Raw genomic sequence first — 15,420 nt, 5'->3', positions numbered from 1 at the left:
TCGGTTACCGAAAAGTACGATGGCGGCGCGGCGCAGAGCGCACTGTGTTCTTAGAGAAAGTGGGAGGCGGCGTGACAGCCATCGAGCAGACCGAGGCAGCGCGTCCGCGGGGCACGCGACTGCCGCGCCGAGCCCGGCGCAACCAGCTGCTGGGCGCGGCCCAGGAAGTCTTCGTCGCGCAGGGGTACCACGCTGCGGCGATGGACGACATCGCCGAGCGGGCCGGCGTGAGCAAGCCGGTGCTCTACCAGCACTTCCCCGGCAAGCTGGACCTTTACCTGGCGCTGCTGGACCAGCACTGCGAGGCCCTGCTGCTCGCCGTGCGCACCGCCCTCGCGTCGACGACCGACAACAAGCTGCGCGTGGCGGCCACGATGGACGCCTACTTCGCGTACGTGGAGGAGGAGGGCGGCGCCTTCCGGCTGGTCTTCGAGTCGGACCTCACGAACGAGCCGGCGGTGCGCGAGCGCGTCGACCGCGTCTCGCTCCAGTGCGCCGAGGCCATCTCCGACGTGATCGCCGAGGACACCGGCCTGTCCAAGGACGAGTCGATGCTGCTGGCCGTGGGCCTGGGCGGGGTCTCGCAGGTCGTGGCCCGCTACTGGCTCTCCAGCGAGAGCCCGGTCGCCCGCGAGACTGCGGTCGGCCTGCTGACCTCGCTGGCCTGGCGCGGTATCGCGGGCTTCCCGCTGCACGGCACGGAGGCCTGAGGGGCCGTTACGGCCCGTGTTCGCTGCGAGCGTGTCCGCTCTGCGCGGTCCGCGTCCCCTCACCGGGCTAATGTGGACCGCGTACGGCGCGGCTGATCGCGCGAACCGGATCGTCGGAGGGACATAGCCGTGGAGGTCAAGATCGGCGTGCAGCACGCACCCCGGGAGATCGTGCTGGAGAGCGACCTGAGCGCCGAGGAGCTGGAGCGCATCGTCACCGCCGCGCTGTCCGGCACCGCGCCGCTGCTGAGCCTCACCGACAACAAGGGCCGCAAGGTCCTGGTGCCGTCCGACCGCCTGTCGTATGTCGACCTGGGCGAGCCGAGCGTGCGCAAGGTGGGCTTCGGCGCGCTCTGAGAACTGTGCTGAACGGCCCGGTGGTTGATCCCACCGGGCCGTTTCTGTTTCTTCCGCTTCGGGTAGGACCGCAGTGACCCGGTTTGCCCTGACGTATGGGAGAGACCACATGCTGCTGTTGGAAGTGCTCGGCTCCGCGCTCCTGGGCCTCGCCCTGTCCGCGACAGCCGCCCGAGTGCTCGCACGCCGGTTGCCTTCCCGCAGAGTGGTGCTGGTCAGCGGGGTGCTGGGGGCGCTGTTCGGGGCGTATCTCACGCACTTCGCGCTCGGCCCCGGGCACAACACCCTGACCGCGACCCTCATCGGCGGCCTGCTGGTGTCGGCGGTGGTCCTGTCCTTGCTGCTCCGTCCGGCCGCAGGGCCCCGCAGGCCGTCCCACAGGACTCCGTTTTCGCTCCCGTCGCGGGGGTGACCCCTGACTGCGCCCCCTGCAGGCCGCTGCAGGGCTCGCAAGCCCCTGAACCACATACGTCGGCCCCGGCGCGCACACGGCGCGCCGGGGCCGACGTACGGAAGCGGTCCGGGTCAGGCCGCGAGGCCGAGGGCCGCCATGCGCTTGGTGTGCGCCTTGGTGATCCGGGTGAACATCTCGCCGACGGCCGCCAGGTCGAAGCCGGCCGCCATCCCGTCGACGCCGCCGACCAGCATGGTCGAGAGCGCGTCACGCTCGGCGACCACGCGCTGGGCCTGCGAGAGGGCCTCGCCCATCAGCCGGCGGGCCCACAGCGCGAGCCGGCCGCCGCAGCGCGGGTCCGCCTCGATCGCGGCGCGCACCTTCTCCACGGCGAAGTTGCCGTGGCCGGTGTCGTCGAGCACGCCGAGCACGAGCGCCCGGGTGTCGTTGTCCAGGTGGGAGGCGACCTCACGGTAGAAGTCACTGGCGATGGAGTCGCCGACGTAGGCCTTGACCAGGCCCTCCAGCCAGTCCGACGGAGCGGTCTGGCGGTGGAAGTCGTCGACGCCCTTCGCGAAGGGCTCCATGGCGGCGGTGGGCTCGACCTCGATCGCCGCGAGCCGGTCCCGCAGCCGCTCGAAGTGGTGGAACTCGGCGGAGGCCATCGCGGCGAGCTCGGCCTTGTCGTCCAGGGTGGGCGCGAGCTTCGCGTCCTCCGCGAGGCGCTCGAAGGCCGCGAGCTCTCCGTACGCGAGCGCGCCGAGCAGGTCCACGACGGCGGCGCGGTACTGCGGCGAGGCAGAGGCGGCGGCCCAGTCCTGGGAGGCGATACCCACCGCTGCGGCGGGGGCGCTGTCGTCGGCGGGCGAGGCGTTTTCTACGGTCGACATGCTCCGCACAATAGCCCGCCGAATGGCCCTCCAAGTCACCACGCCGGATCCTTGCCTGTCCAGCTAAACGCACCTACCCGGTGAATTCACCCGACACAGCTGCGCGATTCCGAGGTACAGTGGTAATGCGCCTGCCGAATACTCGGCGGGCCATCAGAATGAGGATGCCCGGTCGGTGGCCCGATCGGCTCCAACCGACCGCCCTCGGTGCGGTGCGTACGTTCATGCGTACCGCCTCCCACGAGGGGCCCCCTCAGCGGCAGATGCGCTTGAGCGAAGGCTAGTGGTCCCGCGCAGCTTCGTACGTAGCAGTACTGCAAGCACGGCACGGTACGACCCCCCTCGCCGCCTCGCGCCGCGTCTCACAGAAGAGGCAGCACCCTGACTACGTTCCGAGACCTCGGGATCTTTCCCGAGACGGCCGAAGCCCTCGAGGCCGTCGGCATTGTGTCCCCCTTCCCGATCCAGGAGATGACCCTCCCCGTCGCCCTTTCCGGCACGGACGTCATCGGCCAGGCCAAGACCGGTACCGGCAAGACGCTCGGTTTCGGCCTTCCCCTGCTGGAGCGGGTCGTCGTCCCGGCGGACGTCGAGGCCGGCCGCGCCACCCCCGCGCAGCTGACCGACGCCCCGCAGGCCCTCGTGGTGGTTCCGACCCGCGAGCTGTGCACCCAGGTCACCAACGACCTCCTGACCGCGGGCAAGGTCCGCAACGTCCGCGTCCTCGCCATATACGGCGGTCGCGCGTACGAGCCCCAGGTCGAGGCGCTCAAGAAGGGCGTCGACGTGATCGTCGGCACCCCGGGCCGCCTGCTCGACCTGGCCGGCCAGAAGAAGCTCGACCTCTCGCAGGTCAAGGCGCTCGTCCTGGACGAGGCCGACGAGATGCTCGACCTGGGCTTCCTGCCCGACGTCGAGAAGATCATGGCCTACCTGCCCGCGAAGCGTCAGACGATGCTGTTCTCGGCGACCATGCCGGGTGCGGTCATCGGCCTGGCCCGCCGGTACATGACGCAGCCGACCCACATCCGCGCCGTCTCCGAGGACGGCGAGGGCGCGACCGTCGCCAACATCGCGCAGCACGTCTTCCGTGCGCACAACATGGACAAGCCGGAGCTCGTCTCCCGCATCCTGCAGGCGGAGGGCCGTGGCCTCGCCATGATCTTCTGCCGCACCAAGCGCACGGCGGCCGACATCGCCGAGCAGCTGGAGAAGCGCGGCTTCGCCTCGGGCGCCGTCCACGGCGACCTGGGCCAGGGCGCGCGCGAGCAGGCCCTGCGCGCGTTCCGCAACGGCAAGGTCGACGTGCTGGTGTGCACCGACGTCGCCGCGCGCGGTATCGATGTCGAGGGTGTGACCCACGTCATCAATTACCAGACGCCGGAGGACGAGAAGACCTTCCTGCACCGCGTGGGCCGCACCGGCCGCGCGGGCAACAAGGGCATCGCCGTCACCCTGGTCGACTGGGACGACATCCCTCGCTGGCAGCTGATCAACAAGGCGCTGGAGCTGGACTTCCACGACCCGGTCGAGACGTACTCCACGTCGCCGCACCTGTTCGAGCAGCTGAACATCCCGGCCGGCACCAAGGGCATCCTGCCGCGCGCCGAACGCACGCGGGCCGGCCTGAAGGCCGAGAACCTCGAGGACCTGGGCGAGACCGGCGGCCGCGGTGGCCGTGGCGGCCGCTCCGGTCCGGCGGCCGCAGCCGTGGTGACCGAGGAGCGTCCCGCCCGTACCCGTACGCCGCGCCAGCGCCGCCGTACGCGGGGCGGTTCGGAGCTCGCCGAGGGCGCCGAGGCCACCGCCGCGGTGACCCCGGTCCAGGCTCCCGAGGCCCCCGCTGCCCCGGCCGCCGAGGAGACGCGCCGTCCGCGCCGCCGCCGCACCCGTGCGGCCGTCGTGCCGGTCCAGGCCCCCGTGGCCGCGCCGGTCGTCGAGGCTCCGGCCCCCGTGGCCGCCCCGGTGACCCCGGTCGTCGAGGAGGCTCCGGTCCGGCCGAAGCGCGTCCGTACCCGCAAGGTCGTGGAGACCGCCCCGGAGCCGGACTTCCAGATGCCGCCGCTGGTCGAGCCCGTGCGGGCGACCCGTCGCCCCCGCAAGGCCGCGCCGGCCCCGGCCGTCGCGCCGGCCCCGGTCGTCGCGGTGACCCCGGTCGCCGAGGCCGTCGCGGTCGTCGAGGAGGCTCCGGTCAAGCCGAAGCGCACCCGCACCCGCAAGGTCGCGGAGGCCGCCCCGGTCGCCACCGAGGCCGTCGCCGTGGCCGAAGAGGCTCCGGTCAAGCCGAAGCGCACCCGCACCCGCAAGGTCGCGGAGGCCGCCCCGGTCGCCACCGAGGCCGTCGCCGTGGCCGAGGAGGCCCCGGTCAAGCCGAAGCGGACCCGCACCCGCAAGGTCGCGGCCGCGCCCGAGGCGTAGGCCTCACGCAGTACCGCGGCCGATGGCCCCGATCCCCTTCCGAGGGGGCCGGGGCCATCGGTCTGCCCGGGCCGCGCCGGCCGCGTACGGGCCGGTAACCTCGGGCCATGAGCAAGCCGCCGCGCCTCACCCTGCCCTCCGCCGCCCGCGCGTACCTCCTCGCCACCGACCGCGGCCCCTTCGCCGTGCACGAAGCCGGTGAGCCCGTCCGTGGCACCGCCCTGCTGGTTCCCGGCTTCACGGGGAGCAAGGAGGACTTCATCGGCCTCCTGGAGCCGCTGGCCGCCGCCGGGTACCGGGTCGTCGCCGTGGACGGCCGCGGCCAGTACGAGACCCCGGGCCCGCGCGAGGAGGCCCCGTACGCCCTGGAGGAGCTGGCGCAGGACGTCCTCGCGCAGGTCCGGGCGCTGGGCGGGAACCGCGTGCACCTCGTCGGCCACTCGCTCGGCGGGCTGATCTCGCGCGCCGCCGTGCTGCGCGACGCCTCGCCCTTCGCCTCGCTCACCCTGATGAGCAGCGGGCCCGCCGCGATCTCCGAGGAGCAGCAGGCCCGGACGAAGCTGCTGGTGGCCGCGCTGGAGGCGATGGGCGACGACATGCCCGGGATCTGGGCGGCGATGCGCGCCCACGATCCCGAGGACGCGGCCGCGGACTCCCCCGAGCTCGCGCACTTCCTGCGGGAGCGGTGGCTGGCCACCGTCCCCGAGCAGCTGATCGTCACCGGCCGGACGCTGATCTGTGAGCCGGACCGGGTGGCGGAGCTGAGCCGCGTGGACCTGCCGAAGCTGGTCCTTTCGGGGGCCGTGGACCAGGCCTGGCCGGTGCCGCTGCTGGACGGGACGGCCCGGCGCCTGGGTGCGCGGCGGGTGATCGTGCCGGGGACGGATCACTCCCCGAACGCCGAGGATCCGGGAACGACGGCGCGAGAGCTGGCCTCGTTCTGGGGCTCCTGCGAACGTGTGTAGTTAGACAGTGAAAAAATTTCCTTAGCGTAGGGAATGATTGCGGCCTACACTTCGTTGACCCAGTGCAAGGAGAAACACTGACGAAGGGAGAAGCCCCATGCGCTTCGAGATTCTGCGCCTGGACGACGTCGACGGGTCCGCCGTGGACAGCACCGTCGTCGACGCGGCCTCCGTCAACCGGATCGTGCAGCAGGCCGCAGCCGTCGGCCAGCGCATTCTGATCCGACCGGCCGAGAGTGCGTCCTGCTGACGCATCGCACCAAACGTTCACGCCCCCGCACCGAGATCGGTGCGGGGGCGTTCGTGTGCGCGGTCGCGCCGGCGCGGCTGGGTGTCAGGCGCCCTGGACGACCTGGAGCACGCCGTTGATGATCTGCTGGACGGCGATCGCCGAGAGCATCATGCCGGCGAGCCGGGTGACGAGGACGACGCCGCCGTCCTTGATGACCCGGATGATCACCAGCGAGTAGCGCATGGTGATCCACAGCACGACGTGCATGGCCACGATCGCGGCCCAGACCGAGACCTGCCCGGCGGCGCCGTCCGCCTTCTGCACGGCCAGGATGACGGAGACGATCGCACCGGGACCGGCCAGCAGCGGCATGCCCAGCGGGACCAGGGCGACGTTCACGTCCTTGGTCTGCTTCGGCTCGTCGTTCTTGCCGGTGAGCAGGTCCAGCGCGATGAGCAGGAGCAGCAGACCACCGGCGATCATCAGCGCCGGAACGGAGACGTGCAGGTAGTCCAGGATCTGCTGGCCGCAGATGCCGAAGACCGCGATGACGCCGAAGGCCACGCAGACGGCCTGCCAGGCCATGCGGCGCTGCACCTTGACGGGGCGGCCGGAGGTCAGACCGAGGAAGATCGGCGTGATCCCCGGAGGGTCCATAATCACAAAAAGCGTGAGAAAAAGGGATCCGAAGACGGCGAAATCAAACACAGTGATGCCTTGCAGGAGAGAGGGGTGTCGCGAAGAGAAGAAGGTGGGACGGGTGGAGCGGGCCGGATCCGGCCGTCAGCGCTCGCGTCCGCCCGCGCCCGGCACCGGGAAGGCCCCGGTCGCGCGGCGCGTGATCTCGCCGTAGATCTCGGGGTCGGTCGTGTACTCACCGAGCCGGCAGGTCTTGCGGCTGCCGTGGTAGTCGCTGGACCCGGTGGTCAGCAGGCCGAGGCCCGCGGCCAGGCCGCGCAGCCGCGTGCGGGTGACGGCGTCGTGGTCCATGTGGTCCACCTCGATGCCGTCCAGGCCGGCGGAGGCCAGTTCGGCTATCGCGGACTCGGAGACGCACTGGCCGCGCTTGACGGCGGCGGGGTGCGCGAGGACGGTGACCCCGCCCGCCGCCTTGACCAGGCGTACGGCCTCGAAGGGGTCGAGCTCGTGCTTCTCGGCGTACGCGCGGCCGCCGTCGGCGAGCCAGTCGGGCGTGAAGGCGTCCGAGACGGTGGGGACGACGCCCAGCTCGACGAGGGCGGTGGCGATGTGCGGCCGCCCGACCGAGCCGTCGCCGGCGATCCGGGCCACCTGCTCCCAGGTGACGCCGACGCCCAGGTCCTGGAGCTTGCCGACCATGGCGCGGGCGCGCGGGACGCGGTCGTCGCGGACGAGCTCGCGCTCACGGGCGAACTCGGGCTCCTCGGCGTCGAAGAGGTACGCGAGCATGTGCACGCCGATCCCGCCGAGGCGGCAGGACAGTTCGGCGCCGGTCACGAGGGTCAGTCCGGCGGGAAGGGCCGAGACGGCCTCGCCGTGGCCGCGCACGGTGTCGTGATCGGTCAGCGCCACCACGTCCAGGCCGGCGCCCGCGGCATTGCGCATCAGCTCGGCGGGGGTGTCCGTACCGTCGGAGGCCGAGGAGTGGGCGTGCAGGTCGATGCGCACAGCCTGGCTCCATGGGTCGTACGAACGGGTGACGGTCCAGGATAACCGGGCTCAGGGCCCGCTCAGGCAGGGCCGCCCAGGATACGGGGGCTCAGGGCCCCGCACGGAAGGAGCTCGACCTCGGCCCCCGCGTCGCGCAGGTCGGTGAGGACGAGCTCGTCGTACATCAGGAGGCCGGACTGCTCCGGCCAGACGATCGCCCAGAGCCACAGGCCCCGCGCCTCTCCGGCGAAGACGGCCCGGTCGTCCGGGCCGCCGCCCACGTGCCACAGCGGTGTCGGCCGGCCGGCCGCGACCACCTTGGCGTGCGGCGGCGCCGACACGTTGATGGAGGAGCCGGGGTCGAGGCCGTCGATGCCCGCGTACCGCGCGCCCAGGCCGACGCCCAGTTCCTCCGCGATCAGGAGCAACTCCCCGATGCCGCCCAGCGGGCCGGGGCCCGAACAGGCCACCGCGGTCGCCCGGCCGCCGCTGCGGTCGTCACCGGCGGACGCGGCCCCCGTGAACAGCCACCCCACCGGCAGCGGCCACGGCATCCACACCGGCACCCGCGCCCGGTGCGCCACCACGCTCAGGCCCTCGACGCTCGGCGGGATCACGGGTTGCAGGGGGTGGACAGCGCCGTGCAGCGCGCACTGCCAGGAGTCGGAGAAGAGTCCGGGCGCCCTGACCCGGCCACCGCACTTCGGGCAACTTGGTTCACCCCTCATAGGAAGCCACGCTCCTCCCCGCCCGGCCGCCAGTCAAGGCACGCTCACCCGTCCGGGCTGTCAGTCCAGTGCGACAGCACTGCGCAAAGGGTCCCGCAGGTCCGTTCCGCGCGCGAGCCAGCGCTCCTGGAGGGCGCCCGCTCCGTGCACGCGCTTCCAGGCCGCCTCGTTCGCCGTCATCGGCAGCAGGGGGAGGAACTGGACCGGATCCATGGGCTCGTCCAGCTCCAGGTCCTCGACCAGACCGCCCGGTTCCGCCACGAGGACGGAGCTGAAGGGGGCCCCGTCCCAGAGCGGCGCGCCCACGTCCAGCGAGGCCCCGGGAGCCACGATCAGCCCCTCGACCTGGGGGGACGCCGCCAGCACCGCGAGCGGCCGCAGGAGTTTGTCGGTGGCCGCCAGCCCTCCTCGTACGGTCAGCACCAGCTCCGCGCGCGGGCCCCGTACGGGGTCGGCGACCACGGCGGTCGGATCGGTCATCGGGTGCGCGGACATCCCGAGGGTCGCGTACCGCACGAGGTCGCCCTCGGCGAAACGGAGTACCTCGATGCGGTCGGTGCCCAGGAAGGTGACGGCGGCGCGCGCGTCGGGTTCACCGAACGCCGTCCGCAGCCGGGCCTCCACGAGGGCCAGAATTTCTGCCATGGAGCGAGCATAGAACTCGTATCAGCCGGGTAAAGGGCGGGTCTTGACCATCCGTCGGCTGATAGTGTTGACAGCTGTTCGGGGCCGCACGCAGAAGCGGTGTCTCAGCGCCCCGGCAACAGGACGTCCCTCACGGGGGACCGGCCGGAGGAGGTGGGGCTGCGGTGGACCGAAGTCGATCGTGCAGTACCAATCGCTCTTCCACTTCTGTGACGGGCGCATCCCGCCCCCTTTGATCTGCTCGATCACCTGATCCGCCGATCAGTAGAAGAGCGACGGCAGAACGTTGTCCTCCCGTCCTGTTCCCTCCCCCCTGCCCGGGCCTGCCCGCCCGCCCGCGGTGGAGGGTCTCCCACCCGTACGGTCCGCGGCCGTGCGCGCGAAGGAGCCTGCCATGTCGATGCTGCCCTACCTGCGTGCGGCCGTACGCCCGTCCCTGCGCAGGGCCACCCCCGTACAGCCCGGATACGACACGACCCGCGACCCGTCGGCGAGCAGCGCGGTGGTCGACTGCGCCGTGTACCGGGACGGGAGGCGAATGCTGGGTCCGGCGTGTCTGACGCCCCGTGAGGCGATCCGCCGGGTCCGCGAGGACGGCGGGTTCGCCTGGATCGGCCTGCACGAGCCCACGGAGGCCGAGTTCGCGGGGATCGCCGCCACCTTCGGGCTGCACCCACTGGCCGTGGAGGACGCGGTGCACGCGCACCAGCGGCCGAAGCTGGAGCGCTACGACGACACCCTCTTCACCGTCTTCAAGACGATCCACTACGTCGACCACGCCGAACTGACCGCCACCAGCGAGGTGGTGGAGACCGGCGAGGTGATGTGCTTCACCGGCCCCGACTTCGTCATCACCGTCCGGCACGGCGGACAGGGCTCCCTCAAGGGGCTGCGCCACCGCCTCCAGGACGACCCGGACCTCCTCGCCAAGGGCCCCTCGGCGGTCCTGCACTCCCTCGCCGACCACGTCGTCGACGGCTACATCGCGGTGGCGGCGGCGGTGCAGGACGACATCGACGAGGTGGAGAGCGAGGTCTTCGCGGCCCCCGCCAAAGGCAGTGCGCGCGGCGGCGACGCGGGCCGGATCTACCAGCTCAAGCGCGAGGTGCTGGAGTTCAAGCGGGCGGTCTCGCCGCTGCTGCGTCCGATGGAGCTGCTGAGCGAGCGGCCGATGCGGCTGGTGGACCCGGACATCCAGAAGTACTTCCGGGACGTGGCCGACCACCTGGCGCGGGTGCACGAGCAGGTGGTGGGCTTCGACGAACTGCTGAACTCGATCCTCCAGGCCAACCTCGCGCAGGCGACGGTCGCCCAGAACGAGGACATGCGCAAGATCACCTCCTGGGCGGCCATCATCGCCGTGCCGACGATGATCTGCGGCGTGTACGGGATGAACTTCGACCACATGCCCGAGCTCCGGTGGGAGTACGGCTACCCCATGGTGATGGCCACGATCTTCGGTGCCTGCTTCACCATCCACCGGGCGCTGCGCCGCCACGGCTGGCTCTGAGCGGGGCCGACGGCGGGGTGTCCCGGGGGCCGGGACGCCCGCTCGCGCGCGGGGAGCGACCCCCTACCCTGTCGGCATGACTCTCAGCACGCTCGACCTGGCCCTCGTCGAGGAGGCCACCAAGAAGTCCGGCCTGATCTGGGTGCGCGGCGGCGGGGCCGACCGCGCCCTGTGGCACGCCTGGGTGGACGGCGCGGCCCATGTGCTGGGCGACGGGCCCGGCGAGCAGCCGTTCCCGGGCCTGGCGGACGGGGCGAGCGCCGAGGTGACCGTGCGGAGCAAGGACAAGGGCGGCCGGCTCGTGGCCTGGACGGCGACGGTACGGGAGCTCCCGCCGCGCGGCGAGGAGTGGGCCGCGGCCGTCGCCGAGCTCAAGGGCAAGCGGCTGAACGCGCCCGACTCGGGGGACATGACCGAGCGATGGGCGCGCGAGTGCCGGCTGCTGCGGCTGGAGCCGGAGTCGGTCCGGGCACAGCTGCCGGACGGCTCGCTGGCCGCGGTGCCGCTGCCGTCTCCGGCGACGACCCGCCGGGCCGTTCCGGCAGGCCTGCCGAAGCTGCTGCTCAAGCGCAAGAAGGCCGCCCGCTAGGTCCTGTCGTCAGGGCGTCTTGGCGGCGCCGGAACCCGCGAGCCGGAGTGATCGGCACGACACCCGCTGATCCGCCGATCGCAGCCCTACGGCTTCGTGGGGTTCGAGCCCTGGCCGGAGCCCTTGGAGGGGGCCGGGGCCGGCTCGCCGCTCTGGTCCTTGGTCGTCGGCAGCTGGGACCCGTAGTCGACGGTCTGGTCCTGCGCGGGCGCCTCCAGCGGGAACGTCTTGCCCCACTCGGCGAGTTCCACCCGGCCGGCGCCGCCCGCCCGCTCCATCATCAACGGGTACGGGGTCCCCTCCAGCGAGACCGAGAGCTTGCCGCCCTTGCCCTCGTTCGCCGTGACCTGGACCGCACGGGTGTGCCCGACCTTGGTGTACGAGCCCTTGGCGAGCTTGCCCTCCAGGCCGAGGAGCCCGTCCAGCAGGACGTCCATGTCGGTGAAGCCGCGGAACTGCTTGTAGGAGGGGTCGCCCTCGGGCACCTTCACGTACTTGTCGCCGAGCTTGCCGGCCGAGTCGGACTGGCCCCAGAACGCCGCGCTCGCCTTCAGGTACAGCTGCTCCCCCACGCGCAGCAGCTGGAAGGTGTCGTCCTTCGACTTCACCTCGCCGGAGCCGCCGTCGGCCTTCAGCCGCATGTCGAGCGTGAAGGACTTGCCGCCGCTCACCAGCGTGCCGGACAGGTGCACCGAGTCGGCCTCGGTCGCGGCGGCCTTCGCCTTCGCCTCGATCTTGTCCGCGGTGAGCTTGCCGACGCCGTTCGTGCCCTCGTCGGGGTCGTCCCCGCAGCCCGTACCGGTGACGGCGAGGCCCGCGCACAGCACACCGATGAACGCGGCCCGGCGCAGCCGCGCGGCAGGGAAGTAGGCGGTCACGGGCGGGGGCCTCTCGTCGGTCGTCTGCGAGCAGCAGGCAGCGTACCCGTCCGTACGTCGCGCCCCGCGACCGCGCCCCGGTGTTCACGGGCCCCCGGGCGGACCGCCCCACCAGGACGCTTTCCTGCGGCACGGGCTAGCCTGAGGGGCGGCACGACTCTTGATCGACGCACTAGGAGGCGCTCGGATGGCTGCAGGCGCCCCGCGGATCTTCGTCTCGCATCTGTCGGGTGTGCCCGTGTTCGATCCCAACGGCGACCAGGTCGGCCGGGTCCGCGACCTCGTGGCGATGCTCCGGGTCGGCGGCCGCCCGCCGCGGCTGCTGGGCCTGGTGGTCGAGGTCGTCAGCCGGCGGCGGATCTTCCTGCCGATGACCCGGGTCACCGGTGTGGAGTCCGGGCAGGTCATCACCACCGGTGTCGTCAACATGCGGCGGTTCGAGCAGCGCCCGACCGAACGCCTGGTCCTGGGCGAGCTGCTGGACCGGCGGGTGACCCTGGTCTCGAGCGGCGAGGAGGTCACCGTCCTGGACGTGGCCATCCAGCAGCTGCCGGCCCGCCGGGACTGGGAGATCGACCGGATTTTCGTACGGAAGGGCAAGTCGGGGGCGCTGCGCCGACGCGGTGAGGCCCTGACCGTGGAGTGGTCGGCGGTGACGGGCTTCTCGCTGGAGGAGCACGGCCAGGGCGCCGAGAACCTGGTCGCCACCTTCGAGCAGATGCGCCCGGCCGACGTGGCGAACGTGCTGCACCACCTGACGCCGAAACGGCGCGCCGAGGTGGCCAACGCCCTCGACGACGACCGGCTCGCGGACGTGCTGGAGGAGCTGCCCGAGGACGAGCAGGTGGAGATCCTCGGCAAGCTGAAGGAGGAGCGCGCCGCCGACGTCCTGGAGGCGATGGACCCGGACGACGCGGCCGACCTGCTGTCCGAGCTGCCGGAGGACGACAAGGAGCGGCTGCTGACCCTGATGCAGCCGGACGACGCGGCCGATGTGCGCCGCCTGCTGTCCTACGAGGAGAACACCGCCGGCGGTCTGATGACCACCGAGCCGATCGTGCTGCGGCCGGACGCGACGGTAGCGGACGCGCTGGCCCGCGTACGGCAGGCGGACCTGTCGCCGGCGCTGGCGGCGCAGGTGTACGTGTGCCGGCCGCCGGACGAGACGCCGACGGGCAAGTACCTGGGCACGGTGCACTTCCAGCGGCTGCTGCGGGATCCGCCGTTCACGCTGGTCAGCTCGATCGTGGACACGGACCTGCCGCCGCTGCGGCCGAACGCCTCGCTGCCCGCTGTGACCACGCACCTCGCCGCCTACAACATGGTGGCGGTGCCGGTGGTCGACGAGAGCGGTTCACTGCTGGGCGCGGTGACGGTGGACGACGTGCTGGACCACCTGCTGCCGGACGACTGGCGGGAGACGGACTTCCATTCCGAGGAGGCCATCGGTGGCCGCTGAGCGAGGACGCTTCGACCGGGGACGGGGCGAGCAGGCGCGCGAGCGGCGCCGGGAGCAGATCCGGGAGCGGCGCGAGCAGGCGCGGATGCAGGCGCGCGAACACGGATTGGCGGCGGACGCGGCGGAACGTTCCGGCGAGCGCGCGGCGAAGTCGTCGGGCACCGGGTCGAGCGCGCTGACGCGCTCGCGGGTGCGCCTGGACCTGCCGCGCGCGCCGCGGCGGTCGCTGCTGCCCGAGTACGACCCGGAGGCCTTCGGACGGCTGTCGGAGCGGGTGGCGCGCTTCCTGGGCACCGGCCGGTTCATCGTCTGGATGACCCTGGTCGTCGTCGTCTGGGTGCTGTGGAACGTCTTCGCGCCCGACAACCTGCGGTTCGACAAGTACCCCTTCATCTTCCTGACGCTGATGCTGTCGCTCCAGGCCTCCTACGCGGCTCCGCTGATCCTGCTCGCGCAGAACCGCCAGGACGACCGCGACCGGGTCACGCACGAGCAGGACCGCAAGCAGAACGAGCGGTCCATCGCCGACACGGAGTACCTGACCCGGGAAATCGCCGCCCTGCGGATGGGTCTGGGCGAGGTCGCCACGCGCGACTGGATCAGGTCCGAGTTCCAGGACCTGATCAAGGAGATGGACGAGCGGCGTCTATTCCCCGCGGAACGTGATGAAGGCGACCGCTGACGGGCTTTCCTGCGGCCTGCTACCGAGCCGTACCATCGGTGCATGGCTACCGACACAAGCTCCGCCGCCGTGCCTGAGCAGGACGCGATCCTGGACGCGCTGGCGACGGTGAACGACCCCGAGATCCACCGGCCGATCACCGAGCTCGGCATGGTCAAATCGGTGGAGATCGGTGAGGGCGGCGAGGTCGCCGTCACGGTCTACCTCACGGTGTCGGGCTGTCCCATGCGCGAGACCATCACGAAGAACGTCACCGAGGCCGTCGAGAAGGTCGCGGGCGTCACCTCCGTCGCCGTCACCCTCGACGTGATGAGCGACGAGCAGCGCAAGGACCTGGCGGCCACGCTGCGCGGCGGCACCGCCGAGCGCGAGGTGCCCTTCGCCAAGCCGGGCTCGCTGACCCGCGTGTACGCGGTCGCGTCCGGCAAGGGCGGTGTCGGCAAGTCGTCCGTCACGGTGAACCTGGCCGCGGCGATGGCGGCGGACGGCCTGAAGGTCGGCGTGGTCGACGCGGACATCTACGGCCACAGCGTGCCGCGCATGCTGGGTGTGGACGGGCGTCCGACCCAGGTCGAGAACATGATCATGCCGCCGTCCGCGCACGGCGTGAAGGTCATCTCCATCGGCATGTTCACCCCGGGCAACGCGCCGGTGGTGTGGCGCGGGCCGATGCTGCACCGCGCCCTCCAGCAGTTCCTCGCCGACGTGTTCTGGGGCGACCTGGACGTCCTGCTGCTGGACCTGCCGCCGGGCACCGGTGACATCGCGATCTCCGTGGCCCAGCTGGTGCCGAACGCGGAGATCCTGGTCGTCACCACCCCGCAGCAGGCCGCGGCCGAGGTCGCGGAGCGGGCCGGCTCCATTGCCGTGCAGACCCACCAGAAGATCGTCGGCGTGGTCGAGAACATGTCGGGCCTGCCGTGCCCGCACTGCGACGAGATGGTCGACGTCTTCGGCTCGGGCGGTGGCCAGAAGGTCGCCGACGGCCTGACCAAGACGGTCGGCGCGTCCGTGCCGGTGCTGGGCTCGATCCCGATCGACGTCCGGCTGCGCGAAGGCGGCGACGACGGCAAGCCCGTCGTGCTGTCCGACCCGGACTCCCCGGCCGGCGCGGCCCTGCGCGCGATCGCGGGCAAGCTGGGCGGCCGCGCGCGCGGACTGTCGGGCATGTCCCTGGGGATCACCCCGCGCAACAAGTTCTGATCCGGAAGTTCTGATCCGGGCCCCGGATACCACGCGGAAGGGCGCCGCTCGCCGAGCGGCGCCCTTCCGCGTACCGGCGACGGGTCGCCGGCTCCCGGTCACCCGCCGCCGGTCACCCGACGGCCGCCGGG

17 protein-coding genes are annotated in these 15,420 nt (G+C 72.0%); 11 read left to right on the top strand and 6 right to left on the bottom strand.

All coding sequences use genetic code 11. The annotated features are described in order from the left end of the window. Positions 1 to 71: 71 nt before the first annotated feature. The 3 genes from OG753_RS27400 to OG753_RS27390 all read left to right on the top strand — a co-directional run bounded on the left by OG753_RS27400 (position 72) and on the right by OG753_RS27390 (position 1,479). Positions 72 to 710: a TetR/AcrR family transcriptional regulator gene (locus OG753_RS27400; RefSeq protein WP_202199848.1), complete on the top strand. Its 639-nt coding sequence runs from the start codon at positions 72 to 74 to the stop codon at positions 708 to 710. Positions 711 to 839: 129 nt separating this feature from the next. Further along, positions 840 to 1,067, top strand: coding sequence for a DUF3107 domain-containing protein (locus OG753_RS27395; RefSeq protein WP_326588154.1), 228 nt, complete (start codon positions 840 to 842; stop codon positions 1,065 to 1,067). A gap of 109 nt (positions 1,068 to 1,176) precedes the next feature. Further along, positions 1,177 to 1,479 (top strand): hypothetical protein, encoded by a 303-nt coding sequence (locus OG753_RS27390; RefSeq protein WP_327264314.1) that lies wholly within the window; start codon positions 1,177 to 1,179, stop codon positions 1,477 to 1,479. A 113-nt stretch (positions 1,480 to 1,592) separates the two neighbouring features. On the opposite strand, the gene OG753_RS27385 is transcribed toward OG753_RS27390, so the two are convergent. Then, positions 1,593 to 2,351, bottom strand: coding sequence for a ferritin-like fold-containing protein (locus tag OG753_RS27385; RefSeq protein ID WP_327264313.1), 759 nt, complete (start codon positions 2,349 to 2,351; stop codon positions 1,593 to 1,595). A 471-nt stretch (positions 2,352 to 2,822) separates the two neighbouring features. Here OG753_RS27385 and OG753_RS27380 point away from each other — a divergent pair, with 471 nt between their 5' ends. From OG753_RS27380 to OG753_RS27370, 3 genes are all read left to right on the top strand, one after another. Next, the gene (locus OG753_RS27380) at positions 2,823 to 4,769 is read left to right on the top strand and encodes a DEAD/DEAH box helicase (protein WP_405790497.1); all 1,947 of its coding nucleotides are present in this window, start codon (positions 2,823 to 2,825) and stop codon (positions 4,767 to 4,769) included. 107 nt (positions 4,770 to 4,876) lie between these two features. After that, entirely contained in the window at positions 4,877 to 5,734 is an 858-nt protein-coding gene (locus OG753_RS27375) for an alpha/beta hydrolase (RefSeq protein ID WP_327264311.1), read from the top strand. Positions 5,735 to 5,831: 97 nt separating this feature from the next. Beyond that, positions 5,832 to 5,984, top strand: coding sequence for a hypothetical protein (locus tag OG753_RS27370; RefSeq protein WP_167745535.1), 153 nt, complete (start codon positions 5,832 to 5,834; stop codon positions 5,982 to 5,984). Between the two features lie 84 nt (positions 5,985 to 6,068). On the opposite strand, the gene OG753_RS27365 is transcribed toward OG753_RS27370, so the two are convergent. From OG753_RS27365 to OG753_RS27350, 4 genes are all read right to left on the bottom strand, one after another. Beyond that, entirely contained in the window at positions 6,069 to 6,674 is a 606-nt protein-coding gene (locus tag OG753_RS27365) for a MarC family protein (protein ID WP_327264310.1), read from the bottom strand. A 75-nt stretch (positions 6,675 to 6,749) separates the two neighbouring features. Next, a complete protein-coding gene (locus OG753_RS27360) occupies positions 6,750 to 7,613 on the bottom strand; it encodes a PHP domain-containing protein (protein ID WP_327264309.1) in 864 nt (287 codons plus the stop codon). Between the two features lie 62 nt (positions 7,614 to 7,675). Continuing rightward, a complete protein-coding gene (locus OG753_RS27355) occupies positions 7,676 to 8,323 on the bottom strand; it encodes a DUF6758 family protein (protein ID WP_401272964.1) in 648 nt (215 codons plus the stop codon). Positions 8,324 to 8,383: 60 nt separating this feature from the next. Then, positions 8,384 to 8,968 (bottom strand): suppressor of fused domain protein, encoded by a 585-nt coding sequence (locus OG753_RS27350; RefSeq protein ID WP_327264307.1) that lies wholly within the window; start codon positions 8,966 to 8,968, stop codon positions 8,384 to 8,386. A 394-nt stretch (positions 8,969 to 9,362) separates the two neighbouring features. On the opposite strand from OG753_RS27350, the gene OG753_RS27345 reads away from it, so the two are divergent. Together OG753_RS27345 and OG753_RS27340 are read left to right on the top strand one after the other, a co-directional pair. Further along, complete coding sequence (locus OG753_RS27345; protein WP_327264306.1) at positions 9,363 to 10,478, top strand: magnesium and cobalt transport protein CorA; 1,116 nt, start codon at positions 9,363 to 9,365, stop codon at positions 10,476 to 10,478. A gap of 76 nt (positions 10,479 to 10,554) precedes the next feature. Then, positions 10,555 to 11,067 carry a hypothetical protein gene (locus OG753_RS27340; protein ID WP_327264305.1) on the top strand — a complete coding sequence of 171 codons (513 nt, stop codon included), beginning with the start codon at positions 10,555 to 10,557 and terminating at the stop codon, positions 11,065 to 11,067. An 86-nt stretch (positions 11,068 to 11,153) separates the two neighbouring features. Here OG753_RS27340 and OG753_RS27335 read toward each other — a convergent pair whose 3' ends face one another. Then, positions 11,154 to 11,945, bottom strand: coding sequence for a hypothetical protein (locus OG753_RS27335; RefSeq protein WP_327264304.1), 792 nt, complete (start codon positions 11,943 to 11,945; stop codon positions 11,154 to 11,156). Positions 11,946 to 12,132: 187 nt separating this feature from the next. On the opposite strand from OG753_RS27335, the gene OG753_RS27330 reads away from it, so the two are divergent. From OG753_RS27330 to OG753_RS27320, 3 genes are all read left to right on the top strand, one after another. Beyond that, complete coding sequence (locus OG753_RS27330; protein WP_327264303.1) at positions 12,133 to 13,404, top strand: magnesium transporter MgtE N-terminal domain-containing protein; 1,272 nt, start codon at positions 12,133 to 12,135, stop codon at positions 13,402 to 13,404. 85 nt (positions 13,405 to 13,489) lie between these two features. Then, positions 13,490 to 14,086, top strand: a complete 597-nt coding sequence (locus OG753_RS27325) for a DUF1003 domain-containing protein (RefSeq protein ID WP_327266922.1) — start codon at positions 13,490 to 13,492, stop codon at positions 14,084 to 14,086. 87 nt (positions 14,087 to 14,173) lie between these two features. Then, positions 14,174 to 15,289 (top strand): Mrp/NBP35 family ATP-binding protein, encoded by a 1,116-nt coding sequence (locus OG753_RS27320; RefSeq protein WP_383201639.1) that lies wholly within the window; start codon positions 14,174 to 14,176, stop codon positions 15,287 to 15,289. The last annotated feature ends 131 nt before the right edge of the window (positions 15,290 to 15,420 follow it).

Origin of the sequence: Streptomyces sp. NBC_00029, from assembly GCF_045160505.1 — a bacterium.
Taxonomy (GTDB): domain Bacteria; phylum Actinomycetota; class Actinomycetes; order Streptomycetales; family Streptomycetaceae; genus Streptomyces.
This window is presented reverse-complemented; position numbering and strand designations above follow the sequence as displayed.

Bases quoted from the DNA above. Each gene is read 5' to 3' on its own strand.
- OG753_RS27375 (WP_327264311.1), top strand. From the start codon at position 4,877: ATGAGCAAGCCGCCGCGCCTCACCCTGCCCTCCGCCGCCCGCGCGTAC.
- OG753_RS27325 (WP_327266922.1), top strand. From the start codon at position 13,490: ATGCAGGCGCGCGAACACGGATTGGCGGCGGACGCGGCGGAACGTTCC.
- OG753_RS27385 (WP_327264313.1), bottom strand. From the start codon at position 2,351: ATGTCGACCGTAGAAAACGCCTCGCCCGCCGACGACAGCGCCCCCGCC.
- OG753_RS27390 (WP_327264314.1), top strand. From the start codon at position 1,177: ATGCTGCTGTTGGAAGTGCTCGGCTCCGCGCTCCTGGGCCTCGCCCTG.
- OG753_RS27340 (WP_327264305.1), top strand. From the start codon at position 10,555: ATGACTCTCAGCACGCTCGACCTGGCCCTCGTCGAGGAGGCCACCAAG.
- OG753_RS27345 (WP_327264306.1), top strand. From the start codon at position 9,363: ATGTCGATGCTGCCCTACCTGCGTGCGGCCGTACGCCCGTCCCTGCGC.
- OG753_RS27355 (WP_401272964.1), bottom strand. From the start codon at position 8,323: ATGAGGGGTGAACCAAGTTGCCCGAAGTGCGGTGGCCGGGTCAGGGCG.
- OG753_RS27380 (WP_405790497.1), top strand. From the start codon at position 2,823: ATGACCCTCCCCGTCGCCCTTTCCGGCACGGACGTCATCGGCCAGGCC.
- OG753_RS27330 (WP_327264303.1), top strand. From the start codon at position 12,133: ATGGCTGCAGGCGCCCCGCGGATCTTCGTCTCGCATCTGTCGGGTGTG.
- OG753_RS27350 (WP_327264307.1), bottom strand. From the start codon at position 8,968: ATGGCAGAAATTCTGGCCCTCGTGGAGGCCCGGCTGCGGACGGCGTTC.
- OG753_RS27370 (WP_167745535.1), top strand. From the start codon at position 5,832: ATGCGCTTCGAGATTCTGCGCCTGGACGACGTCGACGGGTCCGCCGTG.